8 protein-coding genes are annotated in these 12,890 nt (G+C 71.8%); 2 read left to right on the plus strand and 6 right to left on the minus strand.

Annotated elements, in window-relative coordinates; all coding sequences use genetic code 11:
* The first annotated feature begins 68 nt into the window (after positions 1-68).
* Positions 69-1,898, plus strand: a complete 1,830-nt coding sequence (locus LH62_RS03810) for an AI-2E family transporter (RefSeq protein ID WP_052213681.1) — start codon at positions 69-71, stop codon at positions 1,896-1,898.
* 44 nt (positions 1,899-1,942) lie between these two features.
* Here LH62_RS03810 and LH62_RS03815 read toward each other — a convergent pair whose 3' ends face one another.
* From LH62_RS03815 to LH62_RS30985, 3 genes are all read right to left on the minus strand, one after another.
* The gene (locus LH62_RS03815; protein ID WP_043359353.1) at positions 1,943-2,899 is read right to left on the minus strand and encodes an acetyl-CoA carboxylase carboxyltransferase subunit alpha; all 957 of its coding nucleotides are present in this window, start codon (positions 2,897-2,899) and stop codon (positions 1,943-1,945) included.
* A 309-nt stretch (positions 2,900-3,208) separates the two neighbouring features.
* A complete protein-coding gene (locus LH62_RS03820; RefSeq protein ID WP_255359981.1) occupies positions 3,209-4,111 on the minus strand; it encodes a tyrosine recombinase in 903 nt (300 codons plus the stop codon).
* A 4-nt stretch (positions 4,112-4,115) separates the two neighbouring features.
* Positions 4,116-4,262 carry a hypothetical protein gene (locus LH62_RS30985; RefSeq protein ID WP_160299768.1) on the minus strand — a complete coding sequence of 49 codons (147 nt, stop codon included), beginning with the start codon at positions 4,260-4,262 and terminating at the stop codon, positions 4,116-4,118.
* An 87-nt stretch (positions 4,263-4,349) separates the two neighbouring features.
* Here LH62_RS30985 and aroB point away from each other — a divergent pair, with 87 nt between their 5' ends.
* Positions 4,350-6,089, plus strand: coding sequence for a 3-dehydroquinate synthase (aroB, locus tag LH62_RS03825; RefSeq protein WP_082012335.1), 1,740 nt, complete (start codon positions 4,350-4,352; stop codon positions 6,087-6,089).
* A 50-nt stretch (positions 6,090-6,139) separates the two neighbouring features.
* Here aroB and LH62_RS03830 read toward each other — a convergent pair whose 3' ends face one another.
* From LH62_RS03830 to LH62_RS03840, 3 genes are all read right to left on the minus strand, one after another.
* A complete protein-coding gene (locus LH62_RS03830; protein ID WP_043359356.1) occupies positions 6,140-8,257 on the minus strand; it encodes a PAS domain S-box protein in 2,118 nt (705 codons plus the stop codon).
* 130 nt (positions 8,258-8,387) lie between these two features.
* Positions 8,388-11,882, minus strand: a complete 3,495-nt coding sequence (gene metH, locus LH62_RS03835; protein WP_043359357.1) for a methionine synthase — start codon at positions 11,880-11,882, stop codon at positions 8,388-8,390.
* Between the two features lie 12 nt (positions 11,883-11,894).
* The gene (locus LH62_RS03840; protein ID WP_043359358.1) at positions 11,895-12,845 is read right to left on the minus strand and encodes a metalloregulator ArsR/SmtB family transcription factor; all 951 of its coding nucleotides are present in this window, start codon (positions 12,843-12,845) and stop codon (positions 11,895-11,897) included.
* Between the last annotated feature and the right edge of the window lie 45 nt (positions 12,846-12,890).

The following is a 12,890-nucleotide window of genomic DNA, read 5'->3' on the forward strand; positions in this document are numbered from 1 at the left end:
AATCACGACCTGCCCCTGCGCCACCCCGCGGCCTGAGCGCGGCAGGCACCCCCGCTTCCGGCCTGCAGATGCTCCAAGGCGCGCTGCTCGTCATCGCAGTGCTCTATTTCGGGCGGGAGCTGCTGGTACCGCTGGTGCTGGCCGTGCTGCTCGCCTTCGTCCTGGCACCGGTGGTGCGGGTGCTGCGGCGGACCCGCATGCCGCGCTCTGCGGCCGTCGTGATCAGCGTGCTGCTGGCCTGCGCCATCATCTTCGGCATCGGCGGGTTGATGGGGCGGCAGGCGACGATGCTCGCCGAGAACCTGCCGAGCTATCAGACAACCATCCGCGAGAAGCTTTCCGGCCTGCAAAGCGCGGGCGGCTGGATCGACCGGCTGAGCGGCGCCGTGCAGGCTGTCGGCCACGGCATGGGCGGCCGGGAGGGACCCACGCCGGCCGTCTCGGGCGACCCGGTGCGGCCGCCGATGCCGGTCGAGATCCACACGCCGGACCCGACGCCGTTCGACATGCTCCGCAGCGTGGCGGAGCCCCTGCTCGGGCCGCTGGCGACGGCCGGCATCGTCGTCATCCTCGTCATCTTCATCCTGCTTTACCGCGAGGATCTGCGCGACCGGCTGATCCGCCTGGCCGGCGCGCGCGACCTGCACCGCACCATGGCGGCGATGGACGACGCGGCCTATCGCCTTTCCCGCTTCTTCCTCGCGCAGACCGGGATGAATGCCCTGTTCGGCCTGTTCATCGCCGCCGCGCTCTGGGCCATCGGCATTCCCAACCCGCTGCTTTGGGGCTTCGTCGCCGGGCTGATGCGCTTCGTGCCCTTCATCGGCGTGTTCATCACGGTGAGCGGGCCGGTGCTGCTGGCCCTCGCCGTCGATCCGGGCTGGGCAACCCTGATCTGGGTGCTGGTGCTCTTCGGCATCAGCGAGATGCTGATGGGCCAGGTGGTCGAGCCGATGGTCTTCGGCCATTCGACCGGCCTTTCGCCGATCGCCGTGATCGCCGCGGCGACTTTCTGGACCTGGCTCTGGGGGCCGGTCGGGCTGCTGCTGGCGGTGCCGCTGACGGTCTGCCTCGTCGTGCTCGGGCGGCATGTGGACCGGCTGGAATTCCTTGAGGTGATGCTCGGCGACCGGCCACCGCTCGACCCGGAGGAAACCTTCTACCAGCGGGCGCTGGCGGGCGACTCCAACGCGCTGGCCGAGCAGGCCGAGCGCTGCCTGAAGGACAAGCCCCTCGCCGACTACCTCGATGCGGTGGCGCTGCCGGCGCTGCGGCTTGCCCAGGCCGATGCGGTGCATGGCGCCCTCCGCCCGGAGCGGCGAGATGCCCTGCTGCGCAGCGTGGAGCTGCTGATCGAGGACCTGGAGGAGGAAGAGGACCCGGTGCCGCCCGATGGCGAGACGCCGCAGGAGCCCATTCCCGCCGCCTGGCATGTGCCGGGCGCGGTCCTTTGCCTGCCAGGGCGCGGGCCCTTCGATGCGCTGGCGGCCAATATGCTCGGCCAGGTGCTGGCGCGGCGCGGCTTCGGCGTTCAGGTCGGGGGCGTGAGCGCCGTGCCGGGGGCGCCGCCGCGGCTGATCTGCCTCTGCCTGCTGGAGGGCGGCAGCAGCAGCGCGACCGCCCGCTACCTGCTGCGCCGGGCGCGGCGTCGGCTGCCGGGCGTGCCGGCCATCGCCCTCGCCTGGTCGCCCGATGGCGGAGGGGAGAGCGACGGCGTGCTCGCCAAGGCGCTGCGGGCGGAGGGCGAATCGGCCCCGCTGCAACTGGCGATGAACCTGGCCGAGGCGCTGGACCTGGCGGTGGAGGCGAGCGGCACGGCGCCGGCACCGGTGCTCACCGCACCGGCACCCCGGCCGGAGGCGCCGCCCTCGATCGGCGTGGCGCCGGCGCCCGCCTGAAGCTCCTCCCGCATCCGCCCGGCGGCAGCTAGGCGGATGCAGGGCTAGACCACGCTGTTGCGGCCCATCTCCAGGAACTTCTCACGGCGGCGGGCACGCAGCGTGGCGCCATCCAGCGCCAGCAACGGCTCCAGGCTGTCCCAGACCTTGTCGCCGACCGCGGCGAGCGTGGCCTCCGGGTCGCGGTGCGCTCCACCCATCGGCTCCGGCACCACGGCATCGACCAGGTTGAGGCGGCGGAGATCTTCCGCCGTGAGCTTCAGCGCCTCGGCCGCGGTCGGCGCCTGGGCGGCATCACGCCAGAGGATGCTGGCGCAGCCTTCCGGGCTGATGACCGAATAGACCGAATGCTCCAGCATCAAGATGCGGTCGGCCGCCGCCAGGGCGATGGCGCCGCCCGAGCCGCCCTCGCCGATGATGGTGGCGACGAAGGGCACCGGCGCCTCGAGCCCCGCCTCGATGGAGCGGGCGATGGCCTCCGCCTGGCCGCGCGCCTCGGCCTCGATGCCCGGGAAGGCGCCGGCGGTGTCGACGAAGGAGAGGATGGGCAGGCCGAAGCGGCTGGCGAGCTCCATGATGCGGCGGGCCTTGCGGTAGCCCTCCGGCCGGGCCATGCCGAAATTATGCAGCACCCGGCTCTCGGTGTCGCTGCCCTTCTCCGTTCCCAGCACGGCGACCGCCCGGCCGCGGAAGCGCCCGAGGCCGCCCACCACCGCCGCATCGTCGGCAAAGGCCCGGTCGCCGGCCAGCGGCGTCCACTCCTCGATATGGGCGCGGATGTAATCGAGGCATTTCGGCCGGTCGGGGTGGCGGGCGACCAGGGTCTTCTGCCAGGGCGAAAGCTTGGCATAGGTGGTCTTCAGCAGGGCCTGCGCCTTGTCGCGCATCCGCGCGACTTCCTCGGCAACGTCGATCCCGCCGGCATCGGAGGTCCGACGCAGCTCCTCGATCTTGCCTTCCAGCTCGGCGATCGGCTTCTCGAAATCCAGGAAGTGGCGCATGGCCGGCGGGGTTAGCGGAAAAGCTGCCGCTGCGGAAGCGGGGGCGGAGTGGGCAGGACTTGAGCCATTGATTCAGCCCCGTACCGCACCCTGCTGCTCCGTCACCGCGACCCTCGCGTGGAATGATGCCGCACCCTTTCACTCGCCGCGACCGCATGACCAAGAAGCTAGGGTGGTTGGAAATCCTCTCCCGCCATGCCGGCGTCGGGCTGCGGGACGCCGTGTCGCATGGGGGTTAATGCCCATGCATCCGAAGGCGCGCCGGACCTGGCCGGCCGGGTGCCGCCGGCCATGGCGGAGAGGGCCGCTCTAACTCTCGGCAAGCGGATGATGGGCCTCGACGAGCGCCCGCAGCCGCTCCTCCATCACCTTGGTGTAGATCTGGGTGGTGGCGATGTCGGCATGGCCAAGCAGGATCTGCAGGCTGCGGAGATCGGCGCCGCGGGCCAGCAGGTGGCTGGCGAAGGAGTGCCGCAGCACATGCGGCGAGACGCGGTCCGGGGCGAGGCCGGCCTTCATCGCCGCCTCCTTAAGCAGCAGGCCGAGGCCCTGGCGGGTCATGTGACCGGAGGCGCCGCGCGAGGGGAAGAGCCAGCGGCGCCGGCGGTCGCCGGGGGGTGCCTCCTCCTCCCCGGCGCGGGCCTCGGCGGCGGCTTCCCGGGCACGGGAGGAGATCGGCACCAGCCGCTCCCGCCCGCCCTTGCCGCGCAGCGTGATCATCGGCTGGTCGGCACGCAGGGCGGAAGCGGGAAGCGTGACCAGCTCCGTCGCCCGCAACCCGGCGCCGTAGAGCAGCTCGATCGCGGCGACGGCCAGCGGGCCGCGACCCTTCGGCAGGGCAGCGGCGCCGGCGAGCAGGGCCCTGACCTCATCCTCGGCCAGCGGCTTGGGCAGGGGCGGCGTCGGCCGCGGGCCGTCCAGCAACTCGGTCGGGTCGTCGGGGCGGATGCCCTCGCGGGCCAGGAATCGGTAAAATTGACGGAGCGCGGAGAGCCGCCGCGCCGCCGTCCGCGGCTTCAGCCCGAGATCGGCGAGGGAGCGGAGATAGTCGCTGAGCGGCTCCGGCCCCACCGCCTCCGGCGCCAGGCCGAGCCGGGCGCAGAAGGCAGCGAAGTCCTCGAGGTCGGTCCGGTAGGCGGCGAGGGTGTTGAGGGCGGCGCCACGCTCCGCCGCCAGCATCTCAAGGAAGGACTCGCGGAGGGCGCCGGCCAAGGGGTCAGCGGGTCTGGAAGCGGTCGTTCGGCAGCACGCGCTCCACCGCGGTCGGGGTGGCGGCCGGTGGGAAGGCGCCCAGCGCCAGCAGCCCCGCCGCCGCCAGGGCAACCAGGATCACGGCCAGCAACAGGATGGGGCGGCGGAACATGGGCGGCTGGGCTCCTGGAGAGACGGGCTTCGGCAATGAAGCCGGCCCCATCGCATCGGGGCCGCGGTGTGCTAGCCTCTCCGCATCGTGTCGCGCAACACCGCCAACGCCATCGTTCCACAGGGCGCATTCGGGGCCCTGGACACCGCCATCTGGAGCGGCCCGGCCGGGCCGGAGCCCGCGCCTGCCCGGCCGGGCCGCAGCATCGTGCTGGTTGGCATGCCGGGAGCGGGCAAGACCTCGATCGGCCGCCGCCTGGCGCTGCGCCTCGGCCTCCCCTTCCTCGATGCGGATGCGGAAATCGAAGCGGCGGCCGGCCTGCCCATCACCGATATCTTCGCCCGCTACGGCGAGGCGCATTTCCGCGACGGCGAGCGGCGGGTGATCGCCCGGCTGCTGGCCGGGCCACCGCTGGTGCTGGCCACCGGCGGCGGCGCCTTCGCGGATGCGCGGACGCGGGCGGCCATCCGCGCCTCGGGCGCCGTTTCCGTCTGGCTGCACTGCCGCATGGCGACGCTGCTGAAGCGCGTCGCCGGGCGCGAGCACCGCCCGATGTTCCTCAATGCCGACCCGGCCGAGGTGCTGGAGCGGCTTATGGTGGCGCGCCACCCCCTTTATGCCGAGGCCGATATCGTGATCGCCTGTTCCGACGAGAGCCCCGAGGTCACCACCCGCCGGGTGCAGCAGGCCGTGGAAGACTGGCAGCCCCCCGTCCGCCTCTCGGTCCCGCTCGGGGAGCGAGGCTACGACATCCTGATCGGCGAGGGTCTGCTGGCCCGGGCGGGGGCGCTCCTCGCCCCGATCCTGCCCGCCCGCCGCGTGGTGGTGGTGACGGACGAGGTGGTCGGGCCGCTGCACCTGCCCACCCTGCGGGCCGGCCTCGCCGAGACCGGCACCGCCATCATCGCCGAGATCACCGTGCCGTCCGGCGAGGCGAGCAAGGATATCGGCGTGCTCCATCGCGTGCTGGAGCAGATGCTGACGGCCGGGGCCGACAGGCGGACGGCGGTGCTGGCGCTCGGCGGTGGGGTGGTGGGCGACCTGGCCGGCTTCGCTGCGGCGGTCGCGCTGCGCGGCCTGCCCTTCGTCCAGCTTCCGACGACGCTGCTCGCCCAGGTGGACAGTTCGGTCGGCGGCAAGACCGGCGTGAACCTGTCGCTCGGCAAGAACCTGGTCGGCGCCTTCCACCAGCCGCGGCTGGTCCTGGCCGACAGCGGGACGCTCGGCACCCTTCCGGTGCGGGAGCTGCGCGCCGGCTATGCCGAGGTGGCGAAGCACGGGCTGCTCTCCGGCGAACGGTTCTGGCGCTGGTGCGAGGCCCATGGCCCTGCCCTCGTCGGCGGCGACCGCGAGGCGCTGGTGACGGCGGTGCTGGAAAGCTGCCGGCTGAAATCCAGCGTCGTCGCAGGCGACGAGCGGGAGGAAAGCGCCGAGGGTGGCCGGGCGCTGCTCAATCTCGGCCATACCTTCGGCCACGCGCTGGAGGCGGAGTGCGGCTACGGCGGCATGTTGCTGCACGGCGAGGCGGTGGGGGTCGGGCTCGGCCTCGCCGCCGGCCTCTCGGCCCGGCTCGGCCATTGCAGCCAGGAGCTGCCGGGGCGGGTGATCGCCCATCTCCAGGCCTGCGGCATGCCGGCACGGATCGGCGACCTGCCCCGGCGCTTCTCCGCCGCGGCGCTGCTCGGGCGGATGCGGAAGGACAAGAAGGCCCGCGACGGTGCGCTGCGCTTCGTGCTGCTGCGCGGGCCGGGCGAGGCCTTCACCGCCGGCGACGTATCGCCGGAGACGGTTGAGCGGCTGCTGCTGGACGAGGGCTGCGAGGCCTAGGCCGGGATCACCGGCCGCTTCCGGCCGGTCCAGCCTTCGGCGATCCTGCCCTAACCCGGCTCCTGGAGCAGGCGGAGGGTCACCCTGCCCTCCCCTTCCGTCACGGTCGCGGCGATCTGCCGCGCGAGCGCCTTCACCACCGTCTGGCCAAGTCCCGCCTTGCCGCCGTAGCCCGCGCCGTCGCCATGGCATTCGACCTCGGCGAGGATTGCGCCCTCGTCCAGCCGGGCGGAGAGCCGCACGGGCCCTCCCCTTGAGCCGCCCTGGCGCAGCGCCTGGGTCACCAGCTCCGAGAGGATGAGGGCGAGGGGGATGGCGCGCTCGGCATCGAGGGTCAGCGCCTCGGGCGCCGCGGTGCGGATATCGGCCGCCGGGTGATGCACGGCCGCGCCGGCGGCCAGCTCGCGCAGCATGTCGGAGAGGCGGATGTTGCGGAAATCCGGGCTCTGTTGCAGGGCCCGATGCGCCTCGGCCACGGCCTGGACGCGGGCGGTCGCGGCCTCCAGCGCCTCGCGCGCCGCCGGTTCCTCCACCCGGCCGGCCTGCAGGCGGAGCAGGGCGGCGACCAGTTGCAGGCTGTTCTTGATGCGGTGATCGGCCTCGCGCGCCAGCTGCTCGCGGGCGGCCAGCGCCTCGCGCAGCCTGTCCTCGGCGACGTGGCGTTCCTCGGTGTCGGTGCAGGTGCCGACCCAGTGCCGGACGATGCCTGCGGCGTTGCAAACGGGGGCGGCTTTCACCCGGTGCCAACGATAGCGGCCTTCGCGATCGCGCAGCCGGGCATCGACGTCGTAATCCTGATTGGCGCCCTGGGCCGCGGCCCAGGCGGCGGCGAGGGGCTGGCGGTCCTCCGGGTGGACGACATCGAGCCAGCCGCCGCCGCGGAGCTCCGGCAGGTCGAGGCCGGTCAGCTCCCGCCAGCGGGAGTTGACGTAATCCGGCTCGCCATTCGCATCCGTCTGCCAGACCAGATGCGGCATGGCTTCCGCCAGGATGCGGAACCGTGCCTCGCTGTCGCGGAGCGCCCGCTCGGTCCGCTTGCGGGCGTCGATATCGGTGTTGACGCCGAGCCATTCGACGATCCGCCCACGCATGTCGCGCAGCGGGGCGGCGCGCACGGCGGTCCAGCGCCAGGCGCTGCCCGGGCCGCGCAGGCGGTACTCGGCCTCGTAGATCTTGCCGGCGGCGATGGAAGCGGCCCAGTCCGCGCGGACACGGCTGCGATCCTCCGGGTGGACCGCCTCCAGCCAGCCCCAGCCGACCGACTGCGCCGGGGTCTGGCCGGTGAACTGGCCCCATCCGCCGAAGCTCACCACCGCCCCATCCGCCGCGGCGGTCCAGACGGCGAGGGCGCCGGCCTCGACCAGGGCCCGGTAGCGGGCATCGAGGCCGATCCCGGCCTCGGGCGGGTCGGTCCAGGCGAGGATGCCGCCGGCAATGTGCCCGGCACGGTCCCGCACGGGGGCCGCGCTGCATTCGAGGCTGCGCTCCGTCCCGTCCCAGGCGCGGAGCAGCCAGGGCTCGCGCACCACCGCCTCGCCCTGCGTCAGGGCGCGGGCCAGGGGCAGCGCCTCGGGCTGGCCGTCGCCATGCGTCGCCGCCCAACCATCGGCGGCGGGTCCACCCGTCAGGCATTCGGCAAGCCCGCGTCCGGCGAGCGCCAGGCCATGCCGGCTGAGCCGTTGCAGCCCGCCCTCCGGCCCGGCAATGGCGAGGCCAATGGGCGCATGCTCCAGCACCGCCTCGAGCATGGCGGTGGCGGCTTCTGCCTGACGCAGCCGCCCGCGCAGGGCGGTCACGTCGTGGAGCTGAACGAGGACGCCCGTGATGATGCCGTCGCGGGCTCGAATCGCCACGGCGTCGACATCCCAAAGCCGGTCCGGGCCGCCGAAGGGCAGCCGCCTGGCCTCGGCCCGGAACGGCCGGCCGGTGGTGCGCACCAGGTCGAGCGGCGCCAGATGGCCGCCTTCCGCAAAGGCCGGGAACAACTCGGCCGCAGGGCGGCAGTCCGGCTCATCGCAGTCCTGCCCACAGGCCGCGGCGAAGGCCGGGTTGACGTAGAGCAGGCGATGGGTCGGGCCGGCGACCACGGCGATGGGATGCAGCGCCAACTCGGCGAAGCTGCGGATCGCATCGATATCGGGTGCCGCTCCTCGGCCTTCCTCTGGCACGATCCGCTCCTCAGGCTTTCGGCCCGTCTCCGCGGCATCCTAGGCGCCACGCCGGCAAGGCGCGACGCCTATGCCGCTGCATCGGATCAAAGGCGCGGGAGCCGGGCTGCCGGAGGGAACTGCCCGACGACTACACCGAGAAGTATTTCGCTCGCGGGTGGTGCAGCACGATGGCGCTGGTCGATTGCTCCGGATGAAGCTGCCATTCGTCGCTGATCGACACGCCGATACGCTCCGCGCCGAGCAGCCGCAACAGCGGCACCTGGTCCTCCAGCCGCGGACAGGCCGGGTAGCCGAAGGAGTAGCGCCCGCCGCGGTAGCCCTGCTGCAACATCTTGTCCATGTCGCGGTCGTCGTCGCCGGCGAAGCCCCACTCGGCGCGGATGCGCTTGTGGACGTACTCCGCCATCGCCTCCGCCATCTCGACCGAGAGGCCGTGCAGGTAGAGGTAATCCTGGTAGCGGTTCTCCTCGAACCAGACCCGCGCCATGTCGGAGGCCTTCTGCCCGATGGTGACGACCTGCAGGCCGATCACGTCGCGCCGATCCGGCCCGTCGCCGATGTCGCGGATGAAATCGGCGATGCACTCGCCGTCCTGCTTCGGCTGGCGTGGCAGGGTAAAGCGGCAGGCCTCCGTCACCCCGTCCTCCTCGAAAAGGATGAGGTCGTTGCCGGCGCCGGCGCATTTCCAGTAGCCGTAGATGGCTTGGGGCCGGAGGATCTCCTCCGCCTCGGTCAGCGCCAGCATGCGCTTCAGGACGGGGCGCAGCTCCTGCTTCGCCCAGCCGAGGAAGTCGTCGAGCGAGCGGCCCTGCTTCCGGAAGCCCCACTGGAATTGGTAGAGGCTGCGCTCGTTGATGAAGGGGATGATGGCCTTCGGCGCCGCCTCGATGACGCGCGCGCCCCAGAAGGGCGGCGCCGGCACCGGCTCCTCCGCGGTGAGGCGGCGGCGGCGCGCTTCGGCATAGGCGACATCGACGGGGGCGAAGCCGCGCGGGTCGGCGGTGCCGAGGGTGCGGCTTTCGTTGCGCGGCCTGCCCTTCCGCTTCGATTGCAGGGCGGCGAGGTAGTCGTCGAAGCCGTTGCCGGTCACCTTGTCCATCAGGTGGAGGCCGTCGAAGGCATCCCGCGCATAGGCGACGCGGCCGGAAGCATAGGCGCGGACGCAATCCTCCTCGACATAGTTGCGGGTCAGCGCGGCGCCGCCGAGCAGCACCGGCACGTCTAGGCCGATGCGGCTCATCTCCTCGAGGTTCTCACGCATGACGACGGTGGACTTCACCAGCAGGCCGGACATGCCGATGGCATGCGCCCGGTGCTCCCTCACCGCCGCCACCATGTCGGCCAGCGGCACCTTGATGCCGAGATTGACCACGCGGTAGCCGTTGTTGGTCAGGATGATGTCGACCAGGTTCTTGCCGATGTCGTGCACGTCGCCCTTCACCGTGGCGAGGACGATGGTGCCCTTCTCCTGCCCCTCGATCTTCTCCATGAAGGGCTCGAGATAGGCGACGGCGGCCTTCATCGTCTCCGCGCTCTGGAGCACGAAGGGCAGCTGCATCTTGCCGGCGCCGAACAGCTCGCCCACCACCTTCATGCCGTCGAGCAGCACGTCGTTGATGATGGCGAGCGGGGCGATGCCCTGGTCGAGCGCATCCTGCAGCTCCTCGCTCAGCCCCTTGCGGTCGCCATCGACGATGCGGTCCTTGAGGCGGCCCTCGACCGTCTCGGCCCTGACCTTCTTCGTGTTGTCGGCGGCCTTCCGGCCGGAGAAGATTTCCAGCAGCTTCTGGAGCGGGTCGTAGCCCTCCCGCCTGCGGTCGAAGATCAGGTCCTCGGCGACCTCCACCTCCTCGGGCGGGATCAGGTGCAGCGGCTTGATCTTGCTGACATGCACGATCGCCCCGGTCATCCCCGCCTTCACGGCATGGTCGAGGAAGACGCTGTTCAGCACGTGCCGCGCGGCCGGGTTGAGGCCGAAGGAGATGTTGGACAGGCCGAGGATGATCTGGATGTCGGGGAATTCGTCCCGGATCATCCGGATGCCCTCCAGCGTCCACTGGCCGAGCTTGCGGTCGTCCTCGTTGCCGGTGGCGATGGTGAAGGTCAGCGGGTCGATCAGCAGGTCGGACTGCGGCAGGCCGTGCTTGTTGCAGGCGAAATCGACCAGCCGGCGGGCGATGCGCAGCTTGTCCTCCGCCGTCTTCGCCATGCCGACCTCGTCGATGGTGAGCGCGATGACGGCGGCACCGAACTTCCTGGCAAGCACCAGGCGATCCTGCGCCGCGCCCTCGCCATCCTCGAAATTGATCGAGTTGATGATCGGCTTGCCGCCATGCAGCTTCAGCGCCGCCTCGATCACCGGCGTCTCGGTGCTGTCGATCACCAGCGGGGCGTTGACCGAGGAGGTGAAGCGGGTGACGACCTCGTTCATCTCGGCCATCTCGTCGCGACCGACGAAGGCGGTGCAGATATCGAGGCTGTTGGAGCCCTCGCCCACCTGCTCGCGGCCCATGGCGACGCAGCCGTCCCAGTCATGCGCCGCCTGCCGCTCGCGCCAAGCCTTGGAGCCATTGGCGTTGCAGCGCTCGCCGATGGAGAAATAGGCATTCTCCTGCCGCAGCGAGACCGCCCCATAGAGCGAGGCGACGGAGGGGACCCAGTGGTACTTGCGGGCGACCGGGGCCGGGCGCCAGGCGTCATGCTTCCGCAGCATGGCGTCGAGGGCTGCGATATGCGGCGTCGAGGTGCCGCAGCAGCCGCCGATGAGGTTCACCCCGTCCTCGCGGACGAAGCGCTCCATCCAGCTCGCCATCTCCGCGGCGCCGAGGGGGTAGTGGGTCTTGCCATCCACCAGCTCCGGCAGGCCGGCATTGGGCTGGACACTGATGAGGCCGGGCCAGTTCTGGCTGAGGAAGCGGACATGCTCGGCCATCTCCTGCGGGCCGGTCGCGCAGTTGAGCCCGATCAGCGGCACGTCCAGCGCATGCACCACGGTGGAGGCGGCGGCGATGTCAGGGCCCACCAGCAGCGTGCCGGTGGTCTCGACCGTCACCTGGACGAAGATCGGCAGGTCGCGCCCGGTCTGCTTCAGCGCCGCCTTGGCCGCGTTCACCGCCGCCTTGATGAAGAGCGTGTCCTGGTTGGTCTCGGTCAGCAGCGCGTCGACGCCGCCGGCGATCAGCCCGCGGCACTGCTCCTCGAGCGCGGCCTGGAGGTCGTCATAGGCGATATGGCCCAGGGAAGGCAGCTTGGTGCCCGGGCCGATATCGCCGATCACCCAGCGGTCACGGCCATCGGCGAAGGTCTCGGCGGCCTCGCGCGCCAGCTCGCCGGCCAGCTTGTTGATCTCGAAGGCGCGCTCGGTCAGCTCGAACTCGCCGAGCGTCACCGGGGAGCCGCCGAAGCTGTTGGTCAGCACCATGTCGGCCCCGGCCTCGTAATAGCCGCGATGGATCTCGCGGACGAGGTCGGGGCGGGACAGGTTCAGCACCTCGGTGCAATTCTCCTTGCCCCAGTAGTCGCGGTCGACATCGAGGGTCAGCGCCTGCACGCGGCTGCCCATGCCGCCGTCGCAGAGCAGCACGCGGTCGCGGAGGGCCTGGAGCAGGGGGGGACGCGCCATGGTGAGGGCTTCCTAGAAGGTCAGGGCAGGCAGGGCGGCGACGGGAACGGCGAGCCGCCGCGCCGGCCAGAGCCGAACGGCGAGCGGGCCGGGAATGGTAACGGGCGGCAGCGGCGCGCAGCCGGCCGGGCCGAGCCAGCCGGCGATCCCGGCATCGTCGAAGCCGGGCCAGCGATGGGCGTGGCGGTCCAGCAGCTCGCCCCGGCCATGCGGGGCGAGGTCGAGGATCAGCAGCAACCCGTCCGGGCGCAGCACGCGGGCGGCCTCGGCCAAGGCGGCGGCCGGGTCCTCGGCATAGTGCAGGACCATCTGCATGGTGGCGAGGTCGAAGCCGGCATCGGGCAGCGGCAGGCGGTACATGTCTGCCTGGCGCACGGCGCAATGGGCGCCGAGGCCTCGCTCGGCGAGGCGGGCACGGGCCAGGGCCAGCATGTCGCGGCTGGCGTCGACGCCAAGCGCCGCCTCGGCGCGCGGGGCCAGCAGCTCCAGCAGGCGGCCGGTGCCGGTGCCGATATCGAGGACGCGGCCGATGCGCTCCGGCAGAGCGGCGAGCAGTGCCGCCTCGATCGCTTCCGCCGGCAGGCCGAGGGCGCGCATCTCGTCCCAGTCGGCGCCATGACGGCGGAAGGCGTCGGAGGCGATGCGGGCGCGCTCGGCGGCGAGCCGCGCGGCCTGGCGCCGGTCGGCGGCGAGGAGCGGATCCTCCTCCGGCAGCCGGGCAAGCAGCTGATGCACCAGGCCGGCGGCGGCGGGGACCTGGAAATAGGCATTCGCGCCTTCCGGCAGGCGCTCCAGCAACCCGGCCTCGACCAGCAGCTTCAGATGGCGCGACAGGCGGGGCTGCGACTGGCCGAGCACCGCGCAGAGGTCGGAAACGCAGAAGGCCCCACGGGCACAAAGCGCCAGCAACCGCAAACGGGTCGGCTCGGCGGCGGCACGCAGTTGGGCCAGAAGCTCATCCATGACGCTGGATATCACATAAAGATATCCTTATGTCTAGTAGCTGAA

It is taken from the genome of Belnapia sp. F-4-1, assembly GCF_000802185.1.
GTDB lineage: Bacteria > Pseudomonadota > Alphaproteobacteria > Acetobacterales > Acetobacteraceae > Belnapia.

What these genes read in the sequence shown, in the direction of transcription:
- LH62_RS03810 (WP_052213681.1), top strand. Translation starts at nt 69, where the DNA reads ATGCTCCAAGGCGCGCTGCTCGTCATCGCAGTGCTCTATTTCGGGCGG.
- LH62_RS03815 (WP_043359353.1), bottom strand. Translation starts at nt 2,899, where the DNA reads ATGCGCCACTTCCTGGATTTCGAGAAGCCGATCGCCGAGCTGGAAGGC.
- LH62_RS30985 (WP_160299768.1), bottom strand. Translation starts at nt 4,262, where the DNA reads ATGTTCCGCCGCCCCATCCTGTTGCTGGCCGTGATCCTGGTTGCCCTG.
- metH (WP_043359357.1), bottom strand. Translation starts at nt 11,882, where the DNA reads ATGGCGCGTCCCCCCCTGCTCCAGGCCCTCCGCGACCGCGTGCTGCTC.
- LH62_RS03840 (WP_043359358.1), bottom strand. Translation starts at nt 12,845, where the DNA reads ATGGATGAGCTTCTGGCCCAACTGCGTGCCGCCGCCGAGCCGACCCGT.